Source organism: Shewanella oneidensis MR-1, from assembly GCF_000146165.2.
Taxonomy (GTDB): Bacteria; Pseudomonadota; Gammaproteobacteria; order Enterobacterales; family Shewanellaceae; genus Shewanella; species Shewanella oneidensis.
This window is the reverse complement of the sequence record NC_004347.2, coordinates 4,560,471-4,584,563: the sequence shown is the minus strand read 5'-3', so window position 1 is coordinate 4,584,563 and position 24,093 is coordinate 4,560,471. Positions and strand designations below refer to the sequence as shown.

23 protein-coding genes are annotated in these 24,093 nt (G+C 48.6%); 1 reads left to right on the top strand and 22 read right to left on the bottom strand.

What is annotated here, in order from left to right; genetic code table 11:
- Nucleotides 1-20: 20 nt before the first annotated feature.
- On the bottom strand, nt 21-1,466 hold the full coding sequence (locus tag SO_RS20380; RefSeq protein WP_202950644.1) for a sensor histidine kinase: 1,446 nt from the start codon (nt 1,464-1,466) through the stop codon (nt 21-23).
- Nucleotides 1,467-1,555: 89 nt separating this feature from the next.
- On the opposite strand from SO_RS20380, the gene SO_RS20375 reads away from it, so the two are divergent.
- Nucleotides 1,556-2,758 (top strand): IS256-like element ISSod4 family transposase, encoded by a 1,203-nt coding sequence (locus SO_RS20375; protein ID WP_011070721.1) that lies wholly within the window; start codon nt 1,556-1,558, stop codon nt 2,756-2,758.
- Between the two features lie 120 nt (nt 2,759-2,878).
- On the opposite strand, the gene SO_RS20370 is transcribed toward SO_RS20375, so the two are convergent.
- From SO_RS20370 to SO_RS20270, 21 genes are all read right to left on the bottom strand, one after another.
- Entirely contained in the window at nt 2,879-4,234 is a 1,356-nt protein-coding gene (locus SO_RS20370; protein ID WP_011074039.1) for a vWA domain-containing protein, read from the bottom strand.
- Nucleotides 4,235-4,512: 278 nt separating this feature from the next.
- Nucleotides 4,513-5,256 carry a hypothetical protein gene (locus SO_RS20365; protein ID WP_011074038.1) on the bottom strand — a complete coding sequence of 248 codons (744 nt, stop codon included), beginning with the start codon at nt 5,254-5,256 and terminating at the stop codon, nt 4,513-4,515.
- 10 nt (nt 5,257-5,266) lie between these two features.
- Nucleotides 5,267-6,529, bottom strand: a complete 1,263-nt coding sequence (locus SO_RS20360; protein ID WP_011074037.1) for a beta-ketoacyl-ACP synthase — start codon at nt 6,527-6,529, stop codon at nt 5,267-5,269.
- Nucleotides 6,530-7,255 carry a 3-ketoacyl-ACP reductase FabG2 gene (locus tag SO_RS20355; RefSeq protein WP_011074036.1) on the bottom strand — a complete coding sequence of 242 codons (726 nt, stop codon included), beginning with the start codon at nt 7,253-7,255 and terminating at the stop codon, nt 6,530-6,532.
- 104 nt (nt 7,256-7,359) lie between these two features.
- The gene (locus SO_RS20350) at nt 7,360-7,902 is read right to left on the bottom strand and encodes a hotdog family protein (protein ID WP_011074035.1); all 543 of its coding nucleotides are present in this window, start codon (nt 7,900-7,902) and stop codon (nt 7,360-7,362) included.
- 5 nt (nt 7,903-7,907) lie between these two features.
- Nucleotides 7,908-9,125 carry a beta-ketoacyl-[acyl-carrier-protein] synthase family protein gene (locus tag SO_RS20345; RefSeq protein WP_011074034.1) on the bottom strand — a complete coding sequence of 406 codons (1,218 nt, stop codon included), beginning with the start codon at nt 9,123-9,125 and terminating at the stop codon, nt 7,908-7,910.
- A 104-nt stretch (nt 9,126-9,229) separates the two neighbouring features.
- A complete protein-coding gene (locus tag SO_RS20340) occupies nt 9,230-9,982 on the bottom strand; it encodes a DUF3261 domain-containing protein (protein ID WP_011074033.1) in 753 nt (250 codons plus the stop codon).
- Between the two features lie 4 nt (nt 9,983-9,986).
- A complete protein-coding gene (locus SO_RS20335; protein WP_011074032.1) occupies nt 9,987-11,297 on the bottom strand; it encodes an NAD(P)/FAD-dependent oxidoreductase in 1,311 nt (436 codons plus the stop codon).
- On the bottom strand, nt 11,298-13,802 hold the full coding sequence (locus SO_RS20330; protein ID WP_011074031.1) for an MMPL family transporter: 2,505 nt from the start codon (nt 13,800-13,802) through the stop codon (nt 11,298-11,300).
- The gene (locus SO_RS20325) at nt 13,802-14,632 is read right to left on the bottom strand and encodes an outer membrane lipoprotein carrier protein LolA (RefSeq protein WP_011074030.1); all 831 of its coding nucleotides are present in this window, start codon (nt 14,630-14,632) and stop codon (nt 13,802-13,804) included. The genes SO_RS20330 and SO_RS20325 overlap by 1 nt, the downstream gene beginning before the upstream one ends.
- Nucleotides 14,629-15,063: an acyl-CoA thioesterase gene (locus SO_RS20320; RefSeq protein ID WP_011074029.1), complete on the bottom strand. Its 435-nt coding sequence runs from the start codon at nt 15,061-15,063 to the stop codon at nt 14,629-14,631. The genes SO_RS20325 and SO_RS20320 overlap by 4 nt, the downstream gene beginning before the upstream one ends.
- Entirely contained in the window at nt 15,060-16,625 is a 1,566-nt protein-coding gene (locus tag SO_RS20315) for an HAL/PAL/TAL family ammonia-lyase (protein ID WP_011074028.1), read from the bottom strand. The genes SO_RS20320 and SO_RS20315 overlap by 4 nt, the downstream gene beginning before the upstream one ends.
- Nucleotides 16,622-18,430, bottom strand: coding sequence for a glycosyltransferase family 2 protein (locus tag SO_RS20310; RefSeq protein ID WP_164925926.1), 1,809 nt, complete (start codon nt 18,428-18,430; stop codon nt 16,622-16,624). Before SO_RS20310 ends, SO_RS20315 begins: the two co-directional genes overlap by 4 nt.
- Nucleotides 18,431-18,438: 8 nt before the next feature.
- Nucleotides 18,439-18,813, bottom strand: coding sequence for an ApeI family dehydratase (locus SO_RS20305; protein WP_011074026.1), 375 nt, complete (start codon nt 18,811-18,813; stop codon nt 18,439-18,441).
- Entirely contained in the window at nt 18,806-20,170 is a 1,365-nt protein-coding gene (locus tag SO_RS20300) for an AMP-binding protein (protein WP_011074025.1), read from the bottom strand. Before SO_RS20300 ends, SO_RS20305 begins: the two co-directional genes overlap by 8 nt.
- On the bottom strand, nt 20,167-20,715 hold the full coding sequence (locus tag SO_RS20295; RefSeq protein ID WP_011074024.1) for a COG4648 family protein: 549 nt from the start codon (nt 20,713-20,715) through the stop codon (nt 20,167-20,169). The genes SO_RS20300 and SO_RS20295 overlap by 4 nt, the downstream gene beginning before the upstream one ends.
- Nucleotides 20,715-20,963, bottom strand: coding sequence for an acyl carrier protein (locus SO_RS20290; RefSeq protein ID WP_011074023.1), 249 nt, complete (start codon nt 20,961-20,963; stop codon nt 20,715-20,717). Before SO_RS20290 ends, SO_RS20295 begins: the two co-directional genes overlap by 1 nt.
- A 9-nt stretch (nt 20,964-20,972) precedes the next feature.
- On the bottom strand, nt 20,973-21,227 hold the full coding sequence (locus SO_RS20285; protein WP_011074022.1) for a phosphopantetheine-binding protein: 255 nt from the start codon (nt 21,225-21,227) through the stop codon (nt 20,973-20,975).
- Nucleotides 21,211-22,062: a lysophospholipid acyltransferase family protein gene (locus SO_RS20280; RefSeq protein ID WP_011074021.1), complete on the bottom strand. Its 852-nt coding sequence runs from the start codon at nt 22,060-22,062 to the stop codon at nt 21,211-21,213. The genes SO_RS20285 and SO_RS20280 overlap by 17 nt, the downstream gene beginning before the upstream one ends.
- On the bottom strand, nt 22,055-22,795 hold the full coding sequence (locus SO_RS20275; RefSeq protein WP_011074020.1) for a beta-ketoacyl synthase chain length factor: 741 nt from the start codon (nt 22,793-22,795) through the stop codon (nt 22,055-22,057). Before SO_RS20275 ends, SO_RS20280 begins: the two co-directional genes overlap by 8 nt.
- Nucleotides 22,796-23,165: 370 nt before the next feature.
- Nucleotides 23,166-24,059 (bottom strand): DUF3014 domain-containing protein, encoded by an 894-nt coding sequence (locus tag SO_RS20270; protein WP_011074019.1) that lies wholly within the window; start codon nt 24,057-24,059, stop codon nt 23,166-23,168.
- Nucleotides 24,060-24,093: the final 34 nt, after the last annotated feature.

The following is a 24,093-nucleotide window of genomic DNA, read 5'->3' as shown; positions in this document are numbered from 1 at the left end:
CATTAATTGTTGTAGCGGGCTTAGCGTTTTGGAAGTCTTAGCGTAAACGTCATTCCGGGCTCATTGTTGATTGCGTTAATCTCACCGCTCAGCGTTTCAGCTAACTGGCGGGCAATGGTGAGTCCGATACCTGTTCCGCTCACTCCTTCGGTAATCGATGATCTAACCCGATAAAACGGCTGGAATATTTGTTTTAACTCTTTAGCCGTTATGCCGTTACCGTAGTCTCGGATATGTATAAAAATATTGTCGTTATCTTGTTCGACATTAAGGTCAACCTGCTTACCTGTTGCAGCATATTTTTCGGCATTACTGAGTAGGTTACTGATAATCTGGGTTACCAGATCAACGTCTGTTTTCGTTGATAATTGCCCATTAATATTGAGGTTGAGATGGATTTCTTTGGCTTCAAATACGGGTTTGAACGCAGTATAAATTTGATTCATTAATTGATTAATATCGACTTGGCGAATGCAAATTTGTGGCAGTTTGGTGAAGGTCAACACGTTTTGAATCAGGCGAGATAGGCGTTGGCTTTCACTGATAATGACTCCAAGATAATGGGCTCTCTGGTCGTTTTCCTCTGCTTCCATTTCGTTAAGCATTTCAGCATAAAGCGTGATATTCGTCAGTGGCGTTTTAAGTTCGTGAGAAACCTGTCCGACAAAACTAACCTGTTGGCTTGCTAATCTGGTTGCGCGATTAAACTCGCGATATAGCATAAATGCCATAAAGCCAACGGCCAAAATAATGGTGACAATTAATATGGTGCCTAGATAGTAAAGAGATTGCCCTTTCACAGGTGCGGTATAATAGTCAATCTGCCAACCGTGTAGCGGAAAAGGTAAATTCTGGCTATAAGAAGGCGTTTGATTATTACCGATAGGCTCTGGGGACAGTTGGTAAAGTACCTGGCCGTTATCGGAAATTTTTATACCATCAGGTGTAAAATTTGTATCGAGAGCAGAGATAACATCAGCTAAAAATTTAACGTAAGAGAGTTTTATACCTACCGTATCTTCATCGGTTTTACGCCAGTAAATAAGTGCTGGATAGTTATTGTCTTGTAAGACTAACCAGCCAGAGTTAGGGCTTTTATCTTCAGATGTGGGTTGTTTAGCCATTAACAATGTAGGGTCATGGCTTATTGGCATAATCAGTTCAGCCAGCGTTTGATCTTTCAAACTTAAAGGTTGAGATATATCAGGAAAAGCGAGCTTATTTTTTTGCAGAACAAAGATGTTCTCGATATCGCTGTCTTGGGATATCAAGGTATGTAGCGCATTTTTATCTAGAGACAGATAGGCTAGCATGGCATCTAATCTAACCTGTTTTTGATTCAGCTGTTGCAGAATAAATGATTGAGTTTGAGCTACGTGGCTTTTAGCCAATTGTTGAGTTTGGTATTCATTCAGGGTGCTTTCTTGTGTCAGCGCTCGAAAGCCAAAATAACTAATAACTCCCATTATCAGGCCAGTGATGATAACAAATAGAAAAAGGTAGTGTTCATAATTCTGTGTCATTTCAGTAAAATATTCAAAAACAGGAATGACACATGACCCAACCTTTTAACTTCGAACAAGCCCTTAAAGATCTGCAATCAGGTAAAAGCCTCACAGGTAAAGACAGCATTCTTGGCCCACTGATCAAGCAACTCACTGAAGCGGCTCTCCAGGCTGAGCTTGAGCAGCATTTAGCGCATGATCCTCAGCCTAATCGTAAAAATGGCAAAACCCCTAAGACCATTAAGCATCCGTCCGGTAACTTTGAGTTAGACGCGCCTAGAGACCGCAATGGCACCTTTGAGCCTCAGTTGATTAAGAAAAATCAAACTACACTAACCGATGAAATCGAACGTAAAGTGTTATCGATGTTCAGTATAGGTATGAGCTATCGCGATATTAATCAACATGTTGAAGATATGTATGGGCTCAATGTGTCTAACGCAACAGTAAGCGCCATCACCGACAAACTCATCCCCGAACTTAAAGCGTGGCAACAGCGCCCATTAGATAGCCATTATCCTATCGTTTGGCTTGATGCGATACATTATAAAGTCAAAGAGGATGGGCGTTACGTCAGTAAAGCCGTTTACACATTGTTAGCGCTTAATATGAAAGGAAAAAAGGAAATTTTAGGGCTTCACTTATCCGAAAATGAAGGCGCTAATTACTGGCTATCCGTACTGGCCGATCTTAATAATCGTGGTGTAAAAGATATTCTTATCGCCTGTGTTGACGGCTTGACCGGTTTCCCTGAGGCCATAGCCAGTATCTTCCCTCATACGGAAACACAGCTATGCGTTATCCACCAGATCCGCAACTCAATGAAGTATGTCGCCTCAAAAAATCAGAAAGCGTTTATGGCTGATTTAAAGCCTGTGTATCGAGCCGTGAGTAAAGAAGCCGCAGAGATGGCCTTGGACGAACTGGAGGCCAAATGGGGTGATGCTTATCCGTTGGTAATCAACTCTTGGCGTCGCAAATGGCATAATTTGTCCCATTATTTTAAGTACCCAGAACATATCAGGAAAGTGATTTACACGACCAATGCGGTTGAGGCTGTGCATCGCCAATTTAGAAAGCTCACCAAAACCAAAGGTGCATTTCCTAATGAAAATAGCTTGTTGAAGCTACTTTACGCAGGCATATTAAACGCCTCAGATAAATGGACTATGCCAATCCACAATTGGAGCCTTTGTTTATCTCAGTTAGCGATTTATTTTGAAGGACGTTTAGATAGCGTGCTAGAAATTTAAAAATTAGCCTGACACAGAATTTTGAACGCCCTCTAGAAAAAGGGATTTTTGGGATTTCATCAATTTATTAGCCGTTAAATCATTAACCGGAGATAAGATACTCTTATCTCCGGGAATTTGTTACTTTTTAATCTGCTGTTTTTCTGTGCTATAGGTACTTTCTTTTAAACTTTTTCGCGATGAAGAAACGTCTTTAGTTTCAACTTCTGTTGCCAGTTTTTTATTGGCTTCCATACCCAATATCGCTTTAGTTTTGGCTGCAGGGGTATTGACGCTGATAGCGAGTGCATCCATATCCGCTGCGTTTTGTTGGATGATCTTATTGGCTTCATCCTTTTTACCTTCATCCAATAATTTTATGGCCCGTGTATTCTCAATGTTGGCTTTTTGTATGGCCGAATCAACGACAATCTCTTCTTTAACTGCAGCTTGTACTGCTTGTGGTGACTTAGAGTAGCTGATGTTTACCTGATCGTTAAAAGTATCTTTATGATGGGTTTTTAAGTTGTCATAGCTGATTGAAACATCAGCCAGTAGTTTGTTTTCGCTCTCTTTTCCTTTAGGCGGAACCACTTCTAATAAGACGTATTTTTCTTGATTAGAGTAGAGTTGGTTCATTTTAACGGTAACATTATTACCGAGAATATCGCCATCACGGCCCAGCAAACGAACCGGTTTTACGCCGTCTTGCAGTTTGATCGTAACGACTACTTCTTGTGCAACGACTGACATCACGTCGTTAAATTCGCGAACAAAGGCGGTTTCTAAATCAGCGGAGTTTTCTACGTAAGCGTGGTTGCCATCGCTAAAGCCAGCCAGAGCGGTCATTAAATCTTCGTTATATCCATTACCAAGGCCAATTGTCGTTACTGCAATACCTTGTTTACCCGCGACCTGACCTAAGTCCGCTAACTCTTTCGTAGTGCTTGGTCCGATGTTTGCCTGACCATCAGAAAGTAAAATAATACGATTAACCTGGTTCTTTTTAATGAATTTATTAACTTCTGTAATGCCTTTACTCACACCTGCAAACAGTGCGGTAGAACCTCCTGGTTTGATTGTGTCATTAATAATTTTAATCATTTCATTTTTATTTTTGACTTTAGTTGCCGGAATAATCAGGTATGCGTTATCGCTATAAGCAATTACCGAGACGATATCATCATCTTTAAGCATGTTAATGGCCATAATGGCCGCTTCACGAGCTTTTTCTATACGATCGCCAGACATTGAACCAGAGCGGTCAATAACCAGTGACAGGTTAATCGGGCTTTTTTCTGTTTCATCTTGCTTAAAACCAGTTAGCGATATTTTTAGGTAGTTATTTTCTTGAGTGTTTTCTAAAATTATTGGCGCAGAAAGTTCGGCCTTGGTAATAATTTTAGCCTCGTTATCCGTGGGCATGGCGCTAACGTTTAGGGTAAAAGTAGAGCAGGATAAAAAAGCAAGAGCAGACAGCAGATATTTAAGGTTCATCACAGAACTCCTGTATATGTAGTTATGCTGCTATTATTAATAAATTATTTTTCGAATTGTATGTTAAATCCATAAAAGTGTAACAAGTTGTAAACTTCCTCCCGGAAACATAAGTCTTTTCAACTTGAATATATCGATTTCGGTTGCTGAATAATATCTCAAAGGCAAACTATGGTGATTGGCGAGAAGATCGTTTGAGCGATATAGATAAACAAGCGCATAAAAAAGCCGAGATGATTCTCGGCTTTTTGTTAACGCTTTTGCTAACTCAAAAGAGATTAGTAGTACTTCTTCAAATAGCTCTCGGCGTAGCTTTTGAGTTTTTTGTTGGGGTTATTGTTGGCAATGTTTTCAATCACTTCCCTATATTGGGTATTGCCCGACGCCGCGAGAGCTTTAGCCATATTGGCGTAGGTATCGATGGCCAACTTATCGTTACTCATCAGGCGTGGATTTTTAAGCTCAACGCTCAGGCGTTCTAGCAAAAAGTCATCATAGTTTTGATCATCCATCATGCGTTTGGCTGCTAGGCGCATTAGCTCTAACTCATTGCTTTTAAAAGCGTTAGCATAGGCATTGTTTTTAGTACTTTGCTCGGCCACATATTGGCTTTTATCGCCTAAAATAGCGTTCCATTTTTTATATTGATCAAGATTTTCAAGGGCTTGGCTGGCGTACTTTTTCAGCTTTTTATGGTAACTGCCTTTGACAATATTGTTGATGGTGCCGCTGTATTTATCGTTACCTGAGTAAGCTAAGCCTTTGACTAACCAGGCGCTATAGTCGATAGCATTTTTCTCGGTGGCTTGTGGCAGTGATGCGATAAGTTTGGCCTCTAACACATCGTAAATGGCGGGATCGGACAATCCGGCAAGCGTCAGCGCTTCGATGGCTTGTTTTTGCTTAAATTGGTTGTCACCTTTAAAAATTTCCTGATAGGTTTCAACCGTATAATCCTGCGCCCATGCGGGTGAGGTCAGTAAGCTGATACCGAGTAAAATGCTTGCAACTAATGGTTTCATTGATATGTCCTTATGTCGTTTTCCAGCGTTTAAAAATCAGTGAGGTGTTGATACCGCCAAAGGCAAAGTTATTGCTCATCACATAGTCGGTGTCGAGTGCACGTGGCTCGCCGCGAATGTAATCGAGCGCGGCACATTCTGGGTCGATATTGTCGAGATTGAGCGTGGGGGCAAACCAGCCCGCATTCATCATTTCGATACTCACCCAAGCCTCTAACGCACCGCAGGCGCCTAAGGTATGGCCTGTGTAGCTTTTAAGGGATGAAATTGGCATATCCGCACCGAATACCGCGTGGGTCGCATGGCTTTCGGCAATATCACCTCGGTCGGTGGCGGTACCGTGGGCATTCACATAACCAATGGCGTCTGGCGTGAGCGCCGCATCCTTAAGGGCGAGGCGAATGGCGATTTCCATGGTCTCGCTATTGGGTTGAGTCACATGCTGACCATCGGAGTTCGTACCAAAGCCGACGATCTCGGCGTAAATCTTAGCGCCGCGCGCTTTGGCGTGTTCTAACTCTTCAAGCACTAGCGTACAAGCGCCTTCGCCAATCACTAAACCATCGCGCTGGGCATCAAAAGGGCGTGGCGATAATTCTGGCGTCGTGTTTTTCGTGCTGGTTGCAAATAGCGTATCAAATACCACGGCTTCAGTAGGGCAGAGTTCTTCACCGCCGCCCGCGAGCATTAAGGTTTGCTGGCCATATTTAATCGCTTCATAGGCGTAACCTATGCCTTGGCTGCCTGAGGTGCAGGCGCTGCTGGTGGTGTGAATGCGCCCTTTAAGGCCAAAGAAAACCCCCACGTTTACCGCTGTGGTGTGGGCCATCATGCGGATATAACTGGTGGCGGTAACGCCTGACATATCGCCAGTTTTCAGCATATCGCCAAAGGCGGTAATGGGATCGGTACTGCCCGTGGAAGATCCATAGGCAATGCCCATCTCTCCCGAAGTGACGATAGGATCGTCCAAGAGTCCCGCATCGATAAGTGCAAGTTCGCTGGCACGAGTCGCCATAATCGAGACTCGCCCCATGGAGCGGATTTTTTTACGCGAATAATGGCTTGGCACTTCAAAGTCGGTCACGGGGGCGGCAAGGCGAGTGTTTAGCCCGTCATATTTGTCCCAATCCGCCATCGTCACTACACAGTTTTTTTGTGCCTTAAGGCTGCTTTCGATACTTAGCCAGTCGTGACCTAAGGCGGTAATGCCACCGATACCAGTGACAACTACTCGTCTACCCAAGCGGGTTGGATTTGTCGGCTCACCCATTTAGATCATGCCTCCATTCACCGAAATCACTTGGCGCGTGATATAGGCGGCATCGTCCGACATTAAAAAGGCTGCTAAGGCGGCTATTTCATTGGGTTTCCCCATGCGGCGCATCGGTACTAACTGCTCGACCATATCCTTAGGAATATCCGCCACCATATCGGTTTCGATTAAGCCGGGGGCGATACAGTTAACGGTAATCTTGCGTTTGGCCAGCTCTAAGGACAGCGCCTTGGTTGCGCCAATCAGCCCAGCTTTAGAGGCGCTGTAATTGACCTGACCACGGTTACCCGCGATACCCGATACTGAGGCTAGGGTGATAATTCGTCCGCCCTTGCGCGCTTGCACCATAGGCATAACGCAGGGATGAATCACATTATAAAAACCATCGAGATTAGTGTGGATTACGCTATCCCATTCGGCTTCACTCATCGCCGGAAAAGCATTGTCACGGTTGATCCCCGCATTGAGCACCACGCCATAATAAGCGCCATTTGCCTCGATATCGGCCTCTAGGGCGGCTCTGACGGCAACGCGGTCGGCAACATCAAACTTTAATAGGCTGACGTTAACACCAAGGGCGCGAAGCTCTGCGGCGCTGGCATCGGCTGCAGCCTGATTGCTGTGATAATGCAGCGCGATATCATGACCTGCCGCAGCCAGTTTAAGGGCGATGGCTTTGCCAATACCGCGGCTCGAACCTGTGACTAATACTCTGTTATTCATCTTTATTTCTCCACCCTATGACGCTGGATTATTGGCTGGTAATGCATCAAAGGGCTAAATCCTTTTGTGATAATACTTGTTGCTGCAAAGCATAACTCTGGGCATTAAGCCTGCTGGCTTGAGGCGATATACGCTTGGGTGTCCTGTGGCTGGAACACATTCACATTCGCCTCGGCGACTAACAGTGGTGTTTGCTGTGCTTGCGCCTCTGGCAATAGATAAATCTGGCAATCGAATACCGCCAGTCCCGACTCTTCTTGATAGAGGCGTTTAACCTGAGTGCGGTAACGACGGTTGAGTTCGTACTGCGCCGTGTGTAAGGCTAATTTACGCGATCCCAATAAAAATCCCACGCGGATTTTATCGTGACGCAGTTTAGCCTCAACGCCCGCTAAAGCGGCAATGCTCTGCGCCATATATTCGATGCCCACATAATTGGGGACGGCTTGACGATGCTCGTCAAAATAAGCGCTCTGCGGAGTGATCAGCACTTCGGTTTCGAGCGCATCCTGCTGATGGCTAATAATCTTATCAATCAAGATCATTGGCGCACGATGCGGAATAAAATCGGCAATATTCTGCTCGGCTAAGTGTTGCAGCCAAATCGGCTCGGCGGCTGCCATTGCAGTGTCAGTAGAACTGGACATAAATCTTAAGCCCCTTTACGGCAAAAAATCAGGCTAGCATTGCTGCCGCCAAAGGCGAAGGAGTTGCTCATCACATAGTTAAGCTTGCCATGCTCGGCACATTGCATGGGCGCGACTAGCGCAATGCTGGGGTCCTGCGGATCTTGCTGCCCATCAAATCTATGGGGCGGCAGAGCAAAGCTGTGATTATGCTGTGACAGCAAGAGGTAACAAAATGCGGCTTCAATTGCGCCCGCAGCGCCTAAGGTGTGGCCGACCAGCGGTTTGGTTGAGCTCGCGGGAGGCGGTGTGTCGCCAAATACCGAGAGTACGGCGCGGCTTTCCATTGCATCATTTTTGGGCGTTGCTGTGCCATGTAAGTTTATATAATCAATATCTTGCGCTGATATTTGCGCATCGCGCAGCGCGGCCTTCATGGCGGCAATCGCCCCTGCGCCTTCAGGATGCGGCGCTGACATATGGTGTGCATCGCTCGACTCGCCAATACCAGCGAGCAATACGCAGGCTTCATTTGCTGTGTTGTCTGTCGCTAAGGTCAGGGTAAATAGCGCGGCGCCTTCACCGATATTGATGCCATCGCGGTTGGCGCTGAAGGGATTGCAATGTCCCTTGGAAACCGATTCTAAGGCGTGAAACCCGTTGACTGTGAGTTGGCACAGGCTGTCGATACCGCCGACAATCACCATATCGCACAGCTTGGCCTCAAGTAGACGTTTGGCGCTGGCAAACACTTTGGCGCTGGAGGAGCAGGCGGTTGAAATGGTGTAGCTGGGGCCTTGGAGCTCAAATAACTGGCGCAAAAAGTCGCTGGTACTGCCTAATTCCTGTTGAAAGTAATGATAATCAGCTGGGAAGTGGCCATGTTGATTGCGATAGGCTAACGCTAATTCGCCCTTAGCAATCCCCGAGGTGCTGGTGCCTAACACCACACCAATGCGGTCGGCGCCATATGTCTGTTTCGCCAGTTCAACCGTGTCGGTAATTTGCAGCGCGGCTGCAAGGAGTAACTGATTATTACGACAATCGAATTGCGTCAGCGCGGCAGGAATCGTCGGTAACGACTCTGTGACGGGCGCAACCAGTGTCGACTGCCCAAATAATAGGCTATCGCTAGTTTGCATGGCACTGGTATCGCCTGCGATCAAGCGGGCTAATACTTGCTCGGGCGTTTGCCCTAACGGGGTACACAATCCAATCTGTGTAATGGCGACTCTGTTATTCATTGCGGCTTGCTATACCTATTACCGAATCTGGGTGGTAAATATAAGTGGCTAATATTGCTGAGTTTAACATTGTGATTATGGCTTAGCCGTTTTTAACGTAACGCTTAAATCGGTTGTATCTCTAACTCAAACTTTGCCTGCGGCATGGTTAAATTAATGTGCGCCTGCCAAAGGGTATCGTCGGTTTGGTGCTGATAACGAATTTGTATCACTTGGATCTGGTTATCGCTGCTACTGATAAGTGTGTCTTGGCTATAAAACTGGCGACAGGGAATAGTGTCACACAGTCCTGTCACGAGTTGACCACCTTCTAAATGGCTGCGAATACTCTGTTCTGGCCAATAGATAAGTTGCATCATCGCCATAAGATATTCGGCTTTAAACTCATTCCCGAGTAGCTGACTCTGCTCACTGCTGAGTGTATTTCCATCGTAAACCAAGGTAAACAACGCTTGCCCTAGCGGAGCGAGCCCAACCAGCGTCATGCGTTCCCCTTCAAGTTCGAGCTGGGTGAGCAGTTCATGGGTGTTATCGCCCACTTTAATGCTCACCTTCTGACTAAAAGATTGGGAGGATACCTTTGCTTTGCTGTCGCCTTGCTGGCTCAGGCTCGGAGAGTCAGTGCCAGTCTGGTTTGCGGTAGGCTGATTGCTAGTTGGTTTAGCGGGCGTTTTATCCGTTGCAGGGCCAAAATGCTGTGGCAGTGGCGCTAAGCAATAACGCATATCTTTTGTGAATCCGACGCAGGTTTGCCGATAGAGCAGCTCACTGCAGCCTATCAAGCCGAGGCTTGAGAGCATTAGGGCAACTGTCACTATCGCTTTTGTGCGGCCTTTGGCGTTAGGGCTTAGACGCATCGAATTACACCTCGGCTAATTCGCTAATGGCTGGTTCGGCGGTTATTAGTTCAGCATCCTGCCGACATAGCTCGACCACCATATTGAGACGTCGCTCGGATTCTTTAACAAAGGGATTTTGCACATCCCAAGCATAGCCCGCCAAAATCGAGCAAATCATCTGCTTGATTTTAGGGTTCGGATCTTCATAAAAAATCACATCTTGGAAGCGGCCATCGTACCAAGCCTGCACATAGGTGCGGAAGGTGTTCACCCCTTGCATTAACGGCGCTGAGTACTCGGTAGGCCAATCCACTGTGCCACCATTAAGTTGTTTGGTCACGCATTTGGCTGCCATGGATGCCGACTGCATCGCGATAGTCACGCCCGATGAAAACACGGGGTCGAGGAACTCGCCGGCATTGCCCAGCAACGCAAATTTATCGGTGGCGAGGCGCGACACGTTGGCGGAATAGCCCTTGAGTGTCGCGCAGGGTTGGGCGACTTTGGCATTGGCAAGCAGTGCGTTAAGGCCTGGCTCTTCCTTGACTATGGTCAGTAACTGCTGCTCTAAATCGCCTTCGAGGCGCGCGAGTAATTGTGGTTCGGCTACCACACCAAGTGAGCAGCGGCCGTTGCTGAAGGGAATCAACCAGTACCAAATATCCTGATGCAGCGGATGCACGCTAATTAAAATCTTATTTCGGTCGAAGTTGGGATCGCTGATGTTATCTTCCACATGGGTGAAGATGGCGCTGCGGGTGGGTAGTGAAGACGGCGTTTCTAGGTCGAGCAGCCGTGGTAATACGCGGCCAAAACCGCTGGCATCGAGCACATATTTGGCCTCGACTTGATAAAGTTCACCCTGCTCGTTACGCACAGTTAAACGTGGTGCGGCAGTTAAATCTATCGCCTCAACGGTTTCACCGTAACGGATCTCCACCCCAAAGCTTGCCGCAGTATCGGCGAGTAATTTGTCGAAGTTTCCCCGTTGCACTTGGAAGGTTGTCCCCGGTCCTGGGGTAAATTTGTCGGTAAAGTCGAAGGTGGTATACACCCCGTTACGGCGGAAGGCTGCACCATTTTTATATTGGAATCCCGCGGCATTCAGCGCCTCTAACATGCCAGCTTCTTCAATAAATTGCATACAGCAGGGCAGCAAACTCTCACCGATCGAAAAGCGCGGAAAGTGTTGTCTTTCAAGCACGACGACACGTTTGCCTTGCTTATGTAGCAGGCTAGCGGCAATCGAGCCTGAGGGGCCCGCACCAATAATGGCCACATCGACGCAAAGGGAGTAGGACTGTGTGGCACTAGCCGCAGTAGAGGTAGACATTTAAATAACATTCCTTGTAGGTATCGAGACCTTGTTGGTGGTTAAAACCTGACTTGTGGTCAAAATCAATGGCGAAAGTACAAAGGTAAAGCCTATGCCTAGGGATAGGGTTAATCCAAAGTAATGAATAGCTTGGGTTTGGCTAAAGGCGAGTAAGCCAAAGGCCAATAGGGTCGAACAGGCGGACATAAATACCGCCATCATGACCGCCTTGCCATGTTGCTCAACGGAGGCAAAAAACAAGCTGTAATCTATCCCAATCCCGAAGATTAAAATCAGCGCCAGCGCATGGAATAAGCTTAAGGGAGAGCCGACTAATCCTAAAATGGCTAAGGTGAGTACCGCGGCGAGTGCAGGCACGGCGACGACCACAGTGGCCTTTTTGAGTCCAAAACTTAGGCTAAATAGCAAGAGCGCGATAACGAGTGCTAGCCCCAATAATTTAAGGGTAAGCAGGCGATAATGCCCCATCAAGGTGGAAATATCCGCGACTTTATCGACGAGTTGCACCTGTGGATCTTTGGCAAAGCGCGCTTTGAGAGCCGCAATATCTTCAATACCACCGAGCAACACTATGGCGCCATGGCTGTCGCTTCCTAGTTTTGTATTATCTGCACTGGCCGTTGGGTCCGTTGAGTGTTCAAGCGGCGCTAATCCCAGAGGTGCAAGCCAAAGTGGCGCTAGCTGTTTACCTAGGCCAAGTTCGAAAAAATCCGTCGGGGTGATATAGCTATCCTTGGCGGCAAGATAGGCTACAGAAAGGCTTGGCGCTAGGCTGTCATCTAGCCCTATGCTACTGAGTACTGCGGAGAGTTGCGATTGATAAATCTCGCCCTGTAACCGATATGCTGCATCTTGTTTTTGCTTGCTTGGCAGGTAACTGCTGAGGCTAACATAGTTGCCCAGTTCTTGCTGTTTAATGGCGATATCGAGTTGTGGGCCTAGGCTTTCGAGTTTCTGCAATAAGGCTTCTTCGCTGGGCGCGCGCACTAATAAAAACTGGTTATCCGTGCCACCACTGAGGAGTTTTCTGAGCTTATCTTCAGGCTCTGTCACGCTCACTGGGCTTTGCTGTAAATGGCGAATATCATCATCCACCTTAAGTTGACTGATGCCCAGCAGGCAGACACCTGCGAGTATTAAGGTGAATAGACTCAAACCCCATGGCGACACTAGCTTGTTTGAGAATTGCGCCATGCGTGCAAGATAAGCCTGAGCAAGATTCAGCGGCTGCTCTCCCGAAGGTAACTTGCTGCCCGCTAAGAGTGGGTAAGCCAGCACTAACGTCAGGTAGGCACCGAGTAAGCCAGAGGCGCAGAAAATCGCCACTTGCTGCATGCCGGGAAACGGCGCGAGGCCAATGCCGACATAGGCCAAGGCGCTGGTGATAAAGGCGAGTGACACTGTGGGGAAGATATAGGCCACAGTCGCCTGAGCGCTGTGATGTTGCTCGTTTAGGCGTTCGCAGTAAAAGTGGAAACTGTAGTCGATGGCTATCCCAATCAGGCTGGTGCCAAAGACGAGGGTGAGCAAATGCAGTTCCCCAAACACGCTTAAGGTAAAGGTCACCGCCAGCAGTAGGCCGCTGGATATTGTCACTATCGCCAGCAGCAGCGGCATGACGGAGCGAAAGGCCAGCCAGACTAATAACACCACGCCAAGCAGAGAGGCGAGGCCGAGGATAGAGATTTCACTCTTAGCGGTATTGGTGGCTTCAATGGCATGAAACAGTGCGCCCGCCTGTAATACTTGTATGCCGGCATATTGCTCAGTCACTGCGGTAAGTGCTTGTGTTAACGCTGCTTGCTGAATGAGTTGGGCATTGGGATTAAAGGCGCTGTCTTTGCCCTTTGCCATTACAATGGCGGCCACGCCTTCACTGTTATCAACACCTTGGTTGGGATGAGCAAGTAAAATCCCTTGCTTGGCGCTCAGTTTCGAACTGGGCGCGAGGGCGAGCAAATTGGCGGGAAATAACAGCAAAGGATCTTGGGTCAAGAGTTGGCTATTGGCGTAACTAAAGGCGCTGTAGAGCTGAGTAGTTGCCGAGGCAACTAAGCTATCGAGGCCATTATGGGTTAATGCATCGGTTTGCTCTGAGGTTAATAGCTTAAATCGATGGGGAAAATAATATTGGCCTAGGGCTTCACCCATCTGCATATCGGCGCTGCGAATATCGGTAAAGGCGCCGTTTTGAGCCTCAAGCTGCTCAATCAAGAGTGTTGCCGCGGCAATTGCTTGTGTTTCATCCTTGGCAATCAGGGCAAGATACACTTGATCGGCGAGTGTTGATTCCACTTGCTCAAGGGCGCGTGCCGTGAGTGTGTCTTGCTGCAGATGGGGCAGCATGGCGAGAATATCACTCTGTACCTTGGCCCCATTGTGCCACAGTTGCAGCGTCCATAGACTCGCCGCCAGCATCAGGCTCAGCCAAATAGCTAAACGCCATTTGATCGATGTCTGCATTAAAGTGTGATTTATGCGTGCGGCAATCTTGAGCGTCATTATTTTGCCTTACTCTCTTTAGGATCTGTCTCCCGTGGAGGATTTTTTTGAGTTAGCGCGATAGAGAACTGGGCTAATTCGGCGTCGCTTAGCTTACCTTGGCGCAGCTCGCGAAAATCGATACGGGTGATATCCTGCGGACTCACGCTGGGTGCGGCGCTGAGCAGCACTAAGGCATGAAGAGTATCGCTGCCTTCGAGCACCATGTTAGCGATGGCTTTTTTCATCAGCGGATCTTTAGGGGTTAATCCTAGCTGCCAGTTTTCCTTAGCTGACTTTTCTTTTGTTAACGTTTCTTGAGCTAAGAAATGCAGCTCAAAATGATTGCTTAATCCTGAAATATCGCCGCCCAGCATGGCACTCACCAGACTTGGTAATAAATCTCCCATGGCCGCAGCACTTGCCGAAGCATCGGCGTTGCTGACTTGCACTCGTCCTTGGCTATCCCGCTGAATAAGTTGCTTATCCTTTAAAATGAGCAAGGACTCAAAGGGCGCAAGCTGCTGCCAAATCAGCCCTTGATCTTTGTCGAATACAAACTGACCTTGGCTAATGAGGGGCTTTTTTAACACTTTAAGTTGGCGGGATTGTACAAAGTGGCCGCGTACCGTCTCGCCAAGGTTAAGCTTTTGGCTGAGAGCAAGTAGCGCGGCGTTATCGGCTCCTTGGTTAAACAGGGGCTGATATTGGCTCGCATCTGTGAGAAGAGGCTCTGGGGAGAGGCTTTGTGCCTGTACTGAGCCAAGCAGTACAGTGCAGCTTAAAAGTGCGCCTTGGCAGAAGCATTGCACCCACTTAGCTCGCGACCAGGTTTTGAGGATGGCATTCATTCGTTATCAACCTTTGCCAGCAGCGGGGCGATTTTGCTGCGAAACACCTCAGGCGTCACAAAACACATTTCTTGGCTTGTCATATCGACCGCCGCTTGAATGGTATAGCCCTTAGTGATGCGCTCGCCCGTTGCGGTATCACGGATTTGATAATTGATTTTTAGGCGATTTTCCCACTCAACTAACTCGGCACGCACGGTAATATGTTGCTCAAAGGTGCTGGGCTTAACGTATTTGATTTGCACATCAATAATCGGCCAAGCGTAGTTCGAGGCTCGCATTTGGCGGTAGTTGTAGCCTAATTCATCAAGCAATTTGCAGCGGGCGACCTCAAAGTAACGCAGGTAATTCCCATGCCAAGTGATCCCCATCGAATCCACATCGTGGAAGGGGACCTGCATGTCCATTTCTATGCTAAGCAAGGCTTTCATCGGCACACTTCCCATTCACCGGCTTGGATTTTAGCGACGGTTTGGCGTAGCACGGCTTCGAGCGGTCTGTCTTCGACTAATGGCTCAAAGTCAGCGCGCACTTGGGCGAGCGTGGTCGCCAGTGATGGCGTCAGTGAGGCTTCGTCTAACTCGTTTTGTGTGATACGCAGATCAATGCCTTGAGTCATAGCAAGTAGCGCCGCGGCGGCGACTTGTTCCGTTAGTTGCAATACACGCATACAGTCGCGGGCGGCAATGGTGCCCATGCTGACTTTATCTTGGTTGTGGCATTCGGTTGAGCGTGAGAAAACGCTTGCGGGCATAGTGTGTTTCAGTGCTTCTGCCGTCCAGGCTGAAACGCCGATTTGCACCGCCTTAAAGCCATGGTTGATGGCGCGGCGTGGCCCGGTTGAACCCGAAAGGTTAGCGGGTAAGCCGTTGTTAAATTTAGGGTCCATCACTAATGCCATTTGGCGATCAATCAGATCGGCGATATTGGCCACAATATTTTTTAAGGAGTCCATCGCAAAGGCGATATGCCCGCCGTAAAAATGGCCGCCATGGAGAATATGCTCGCCTTCAGCATCGACAATCGGGTTGTCGTTGGCGCTGTTAACTTCGGTTTCGATAAATTGGCGCATAAAGGGCAGCGCATCCTGCAGCACGCCAATAATATGCGGCGCACAGCGGATGGAATATCTGTCCTGCAATCTGTCGGAATTGCGCGGGTGAACATGGTGGTTCAAGTCTTCCCGTATCCAAGTGGCGATTTGGTTTTGCCCTGGATGAGGTTTGGCGGCAAACAGAATATCGTCGAAATGGTTGGAGTTGCCTTTAAGGGTTAACGACGCCATGGCGGTAATGCGGCTGGCTAAACGCGCTAAATATTGTGCGCGATCAAAGGCTAAACAGGCTAACGCTGTCATCACTGCCGTGCCGTTCATCAGGGCTAAACCTTCCTTGGGACGTAGCACATGGGGCGTGATATTCAGCTCGTGATAAACCTCTTTGGTGGCTCGGCGCTCGCCTTGGTAAATCACCTCACGCTCACCAACCAGCACGGCGGCAAGGTAAGACAGTGGCGTTAAGTCTCCGCTGGCACCGACTGAGCCTTCTTCGGGGATCACTGGCACGATATTGAGATTAAGCAAGGTTTGGATGCGCTTTAATAGCTCATATGTCACGCCGGATTTGCCAATGGCGAGGGAGTTTAAACGGCAAGCCATCACGGCGCGCGCTTGCATTACGCTTAAGACTTCACCAAGGCCACAACCATGAAAACGGGATAAGTGCAGCGGCAACTCGTGGACCAAGTCAAGACTCACATTCACTGTGCAAGAGTCGCCATAGCCTGTGGTGACGCCGTAGACCACGCCTTCTTCGTGCAGCAAACTATCGATAAAGCGGGCGCCCTTTTGGATATATTCTTGATAATCGGCATCATCACAGAGTTTGACCTTTGCGCCCTTAGCCACGGCGACGACCTGCTCTAATGTGAGTAACTGACGGCCAAATTCGATTGGCGACTCAACGGTTGTCGTTTGAGTAACTACGTGGCTCATAAATGCTCTGTCCTGTCTGTAGTGCGCTCCTGCTCCGGGAGTGCTGCTGTCGTTTTGTGGGCGGATGTCGCGCGGTTAACCTGGTTATCATCCCGCCAAAAATCAAAGAAGTTAAACCATTGCAAGGGCTCACGCCTTGCATAGTGTTCGAGGCGTTCGCTGTAGCGATAAACGGCCTGTTGGAGTCGTTCCATTCTGCCCGCTCGTGGGCCTTTAAGTGTCTCGGCGAAGCGTTCTAAATGCACTCGATAACGCCCTTGCTCACGCAGGCAAAACATCAGATAAACCGGGCAATCTAAGAGTCCGGCCAAAATAAATGGCCCCTGCGGGAAGGCTGCATCTTGACCCATAAATGGCGCGTACACGACTCGCCCTTGGGCGTGGGATGAGGTTCTATCCCCTGCAATCACCACTAACTCGCCGTCTTCAATTTTTTGTTGTAATAGCATGGAGGTTGCGGGATTTAGCTCGGTTACTTGAATCAAATTCAGCGAGCTATTGGGGTTTAATTGCTTGAGTACATTATTAAAGTTTTCGGCATGGCTGGTTAACACCATGACATTCACTTTGACCTTACGCTGGTGGATTGAAATCGCGCGGCACAGCTCGAGATTGCCTAAGTGGGACACCAGCAGCACGGCACCTTTGCCACTTTCTAGCTGATCGGCGAGCACTTGACGGTCTGGAAAGTCCACTTGGCTTAATTGGATGCGATCGCACCAAGCATCGATTCTATCGAGCGCCGCATTTCCGAAGGCGATAAAGTGATTCAGACTGTCGCGCCAGCCAACAGGCTGATTAAGCTGAGGATGCTGCGGTTCGAGGTGTTGCACTCGGCGCAGAAAATCCCTCGAGGCCTCGCGGCTGACTTTGCCGGTCAGGAAGAAGTAGCAAATCACTGGATACATAATGGCGCGGCACAGCCAATGGCCCCCAAAGCGGTAGCTTTCGACTAACAGTTTGATGCCCCAATAACTGCCGCGCTCCTTCATGGCTGACCAATGGGTCGCAGTATGAGCGGATGACGTCGATTTAGCCGCTTGTTTACGGCGCAGCAGCTGCGGCAGACGCTTTAACATGCCGAAAAATAACCGCGTGTGCAGCTTAGATATACGCACATTGTCGGCCACACATTGAAAGTGGCTGACGCCATTTTCGGGATAAATGACCTTGGTGGGATGAAACAGAATTTCCACCCCCTGCCAGTAGAGTTTTACTAGAATTTCGATATCAAAATCCATCCGTTCTGTCAGCGCTTGCTTGCTGAAGAGGCGCTCAGTGGCGGCTAAGGGATACACCCTAAATCCGCACATAGAATCTTGAATATCAAAGCTTAAGGTTTCGACCCATACCCAAAAATGGGTGAGATAACGGCCATAGAGTCGCCCCTTGGGGACGGACTTGTCGTACTCGGGTTTGCCCGAAATCAGCGCATCCGGCTTGGCCTGCGCCTTGGCCAGCATGGCGGGGATATCGCTCAGATTATGTTGGCCGTCGGCATCGACCTGCAGCGCATGGGTAAAACCATCGCGATAGGCGCTGCGAAGCCCAGTCATCACAGCGGCGCCTTTGCCCCGATTGTAGGGGTGTTGCAACAAAGTCACCCAATCGTGTTGCTCCGCTAAGGATTGCAGCAGATAGCGGGTCTCATCATTACTGCCATCGTCAATCAAATAGCAGGGCAGATTGAGGGCGGCAAGCTCGGATAAGGCTTGGCTGATGGCGGCACTGTGATTGTAATTGGGGATCACCAGCGCCAGCTTTATTGGGACTGGGCCCATCAAATCACTCGGCGGGGTTATCACAATGTCGCTCACTGCGCCGCTCCATCATCTTGTTTGCTGGCAAAGCTAATACGGCCTGAGGCATAGCGGTGGTCGCCATCGCTGTAGGCGAAGGTGAGTTTTTCCTTGGTGGCATTATGACTAATGACTAAGGTCACTTCCTGCCCAGGCAGAATAAGTTGCTGAAATTTTAGTACTTCTAGATTGGCGACCGCAGCGCTGTAACCAAAGTGTTCGCAGCCTAAGCGTACGGCCCAATCGAGTTGAGTCACGCCGGGGAGCACGGCTTGCTCGGGGAAATGGCCGTTAAAATACTCGAGATCGGCGGCGACCAGCAGGCGTAATTCGATGCTATCAGGGCCGATCTGCGACGTGAGTATCGGCGGTAAACTCGACTTAATCATGGTCAAATAACTCAACTAGCTGGGCGGCGACACGCTTACCCTGAGTGTTTAACGGTAGGATGTCGGGGTAACGCCAGCGGCGCGGCAAGGTTACTCGTTCAAACTGGGTCAGCAGATGCGCTTTTAAGGCATTGTTGATACTGAGTTTTCCCTGCTCTTGATGCACGCTACGGCCCAATGGCGACAGGGTAATGACGGCTCCTAACTGGGATTTGAACTGGGGCAATACGACCAAGGCGGCCTGCTCGACATAGGCATGGCTACACAGTAGGGTCTCCATTTGCGCCAGCGACAGGCGTTTTTCTTCAATCTTAACAATGCGATCGAGCCTGCCTTTGAGTCTAAATTGGCCATTGGTCGTCGGCTCAATTTTATCTTCGCAGCGTAACCATTGATCGTCGGCTAAATAGGGTGACTTAAGCAGCAGGGCGCCATCGTCAGCGTCTTGGTCTATGGTAATTTGTTCAAACACTTGCCAAAGTTCATCGGCCTCATGTTGACGGCGATAGGCAATACCGCCGGTTTCGGTACTGCCAAAAATCTCTATGGGTAAATGGCCATAACATTGGGCGACACCTTGGGCGGCGGTGAAACTTAAGGGGCCGCCGGAGCTAAAGACCAAGCTGGGTGAACGTAATTGGCGTTCATGTTCCAGTGCCTTCGGCAAACGGGATAATTGTGCCGGACTACTGATTAAACACAAATTCGGCAACAGCGCCGTGTAGTAGCTTAAGGTCTCAGGGTATTCAATCTGCTCGCTTAAAAATGGTCTACTGGCGGCTAATGGCCAGAGAATTTTAAACAGCAAGCCATAGATATGCTGATGGGAAACGGTTGAAACCACACTGCAATGGGGTAAATGTTCGGCGAAGGTATGCTCGAGCACCGATACTTCGGCATCAAGCTGGCGTAAGCTTTTGCCAATGGCTTTAGGCTCGCCACTGCTGCCCGAGGTAAACAGCAGCAGTTCACCAAAGGTGTCGCTCTTGGGCCAAGGTTTGGTGGGCAGGCTCAACTCTTTATTCAATAGGATAAAAGCGTGACTTTCGCACAATGGTTTGTCGGACAATATGCCTTCAAATTGGTGTGTTAGTTCGCTCAAGGTGCCGGTTTGGGTGTTGGGCGGCAAAATAATTTCTTTACCCGCCAAGAGTGCGGCGCATAGGCCGACGGCAAACAGATCGCTGGTATCACTCGCCAGTAGCCATTTTTGCTCAGGCGTTTGGCGCAGCTGCTCATAAAAATGGGCCACCTGATTGGTAAACAAAACACCTGTGACTATGTCATGGTGGTTAAAGCTGATCAGTTGTTGGGCGAATGGCCCCTGGATTAACCAGTTTTTGAGTAGCTGTGTCATGTTTTCTTCAACCAAAAGCTGCGATATAACCATTCCCCACCGAGGAGCAGTCCCATGAGTACATATGCAATCAAACCGTTGTACAAAGTCCAAGTTGCTAAGCTGGTAAACGAGGCGGTATAAGCCGCCATGGTGCCATTTAAGATAAATAAGCCACACCAAAGGAGGGTGACTTTTTTAAGGTAACCTATGGCTTCATCCGGCAAATCAGGCTCTTTTAACCGCGCGAGCCGCTCTATCATGCTTGGGCCTTGGTATAGCGAATAGCTAAACAGGGCTAACATGGTGAGGTTAATCACCACTGGGTAATACAACAGCCAGTCACTACGCTTTGCCACAAAACTGCCGGCTGTGAGTGCAATCCCCACAAGCAAAGGCAAGGCTAAGGTTTTAACCCTTTGCTTTTGCAGCATTAAACGCACTATCAACAACAGACATAGCACTAAGGCGATCGTGCCTGCGGGTAGATAATTTAGCCCCAAATACACGGCAACTGGGTAGGCGATCAGCGCGAGTGCGGTGAGCACCTGTAGCAGGACGCGCATTAGTCTTTCACTAGGCCTTCAATGGCGTTGACCACATCATTGACGGTGCGAACTGATTTAAATTCATCGGGCTGAATTTTTTTGCCTGTCAGTTGCTGCAGTTTTATCACCAGATCGACGGCATCAATGCTGTCTAAATCTAATTCTTCGTAAAGATTGGCGTCGGGGGTAATCGCGTCGGCATCGATTTCAAACTCATCCACTAAAATCGTGGTCAGCATAGCGAGGATTTGTTCACGGTTTTGCATTTTCCTCTCCTATGGGCGCTGTGATTCGATAAATTTAGCAAGGCTGGCCACACTGTAAAAATGTGCCTTAGTGCTATCCGAGTTGGCTTCGATTTTGACATCAAATTTTTTTTTGATGGCTAACCCTAACTCGAGGGCGTCGATAGAATCGAGTCCGAGTCCGTCACCAAATAGGGGCGCATCGGTTTCAATATCATCAATACTGACATCTTCGAGGTCGAGGCAGTCGATAATTAACTGTTTAATTTCATTGTGTAAAGTCATAATTGCTTTCGAGTTGTTGTTGATAATATTGTTCAAGGTCCCGAGTTAATTGTCGGGCCATTTTCGCATGCTCACCCAAAGGGGCTTGATAGGCTTGGTGAGAAATTGTATTGCCGATTTCGACGGCCATTCCCATGGTCTGCCTCGGGATCTCATACCAAGGCTGCTCCTTTGTCAAACCGCGCACATTGGTGCGTAACACCACGGGTAAAATATCGGCTTGGGTACGAATCGCAATATTGGCCGCGCCCCGGGCAAACTCATTGATTGTTAGACCAAATACCGTGCGAGTACCTTCAGGGAAGATAATTAAATTGGTGCCTCTGGCGAGCACTTCACGGCAATCTTCGAGCATCAACTCAGCGCCGCGATTCGGGATGTAGCCCGCACAGGACACCACACCGCGCAAAAACGGATTACGCCAAAGGCCTTGTTTAACGATACAACCTGCATTGGGCATGAGGCTTATCAACACTACCACATCCACTAGGCTTGGGTGATTGGCAATGACGATCACCCCCTTGGCGCGATGAAGTTGCTCGGCATTATGGGTGCTAACTTTGATAACCCCAGCCCGCGTTAGCATGGCGACAAAGCCCTTAAACATAAAATGCACGGCTTTTTGTACGCGGATAATCCTAGCCTCAGGTGTGCCGGGCCAAAAACGCAGTAATGGTAATATGGTGAGCGAACTTAATAGTCCACCCAAGCCAAAGGCGATATAGCAACTGACGCCACCGAGCCAGCGGGGGATGTAGTGTATCCCCGCGCGGCGTTTTTCAGGCAGCGTATAAGCGACATTGAACTGTGCACCCTGTGGAGCGGGATTAGCCATGTTCTACGCTCCAGTGCCAATGGGATAAACAGCCAGCAATGTTTTGTGAGGTGGCTAACGCATGGATTAACATGCCGTAGGATAGTGCTGGAGTGTTTTGTTGTTGTGCTTGGGTCAACTGGCTGAGCGTGAGTTTGACTGGCGCAGTATGACTGGCAGGCGCGAGGATTAAACCTAAAGCTAAGGGGAGCTCATTCTCTTGGGTAAACTCATCGTATACCGGCGGCACAGGGTCATCGCCAAAAACCAGTAATAGCGGCTCGGCGGATTGATGTAGCTGGGCGAAAGCTTCTACCATGGCTTGGGAAAGGGTTTCAGTGCCCGCGGCAACCGAGGTCGAAGGGGCGGTGTTATGGGCTAAAATGCCAAAAATACCGCTGCCAGTGTTATGCACTGATTGACTAAAACCTAAGGGCGAAAGCGGTTGCTTAGCGATAATATCTTCGAGCAAGCCAATGGTGCGATGTAGTTCACCGTGGCGAGAAGCGAATATCGAACGGCAGTTAGGCGGAGCATCGCATTGAAAACTCACATCCAACATCATTTTAGTTAAACGACTAAAGCGCCTGCGCTGCATGGCTGGCACTTGGGGAAGGGCTGGAGAAATTCCATCGGTGAGATCATGCTCTTTGGTTGTTTCAGCCAAGTGCTTGCACCAAGTTTGCCAGTCATCATGCTGCTGATACTTTGGAGACCATGCGCCCCAAGAGAGGATGCTGAATCTGAGTTGCACTACTTTGCCTCGACACGATTTAAAGCTGTCTTAGTTATCCCTAACTAAGCGAAAATACTAATGAATTGATTAGCTTATCGCTGTTCGCTCGTTGGATTTACGAACACAATTCCCCCATTTATTGAATGGCACATTCTACACTAAGTCCCTAGTTTTTATGAAGCCATTTGCATACCTGAGGTTAATAAAATGCAATGGGATAGCGATTTGTCACTGTTGGATAACATAGTTTTCAGGTCGGGGAGTGAGAAGAGAGGCAGTGTAGACTAAGTTGCTTAATCCCAGTTGAACAGACAACGAGATCATTAATAAACAGGCGCTCGAGGCGCCTGTTTATTATTTATGTTGTAACAACGGATTGGATATCAAGCTATTGTGCGAGTTGATTTTCCATTTTACGCAGCGCGGCTTTCACTTTGCGGGTGTTCTCTGGGCCCATACGGACAAGCAATTTTTGGGCGCTGGGCAAGGCTTCTAAATTGGGATCGACGAAGCGATAGTTTACGCTAATTGAACTCAGTTCTATGGGTTCTTCAATGATAGGCGCTGCGAGCATTACCTTAATCGCTTGTAGCATTCTGTCATTGAATTTGGCGTTGCTATAACCCAGTTCTGCAAAGGCCTCATCAAACAGCGGCGTGAGTTGCTTGTAGGTGTGCATTAAACTTTGCTGATCCATATTAGCAATCACGGTCGCGTAGGCATCGTATCTGTGGTAACTCTCTGGATTTAAATACACTTTGTTAGTAATTTCAGACACAGTAAATAACTTTTCAGGGCCTTTCACTGGGCTGACTTTGCGGGTGAGTTCGCCCTGAGCCAAGTTATCGACAAAGACCACAAACTGACGGATCAGATCTTGATTGACTAAGGATGATCCAACGACATTGTTATTGATGATCGCTAGCGCTTTTTGATGCACAAAAGCATCGCTCTCAGGCAAGCTTGGTACGATTTCAGCGGGCACTTGAGGCTCCACAGGTGTAACAGTTGTGTCTGTGGGGGTTGTGACTGCTGGCGTCTCGTTAACCACGGTTGTCGTTTCAGGTTCAGGGGTTGTTTCCAGCGTGAGTGGTTCAGAGGACGGAGGCTCTGGTAGCACTATCGGTGCATTAGGAATGAGCTTTGGAGAGTCATCTTTACTGTAGTAGTAATAACCTCCCGCAGAGAGCAGGATGACGAGCACAATCGCAATCAATGCAAAGCGATTACTGCTAGAGGAGGTCTCTTGAGGTGTAATTCTATCATCTTGATTAACTTGCATTTTACATCCTTCGCTTAAGTGTCAAGGTAACGTG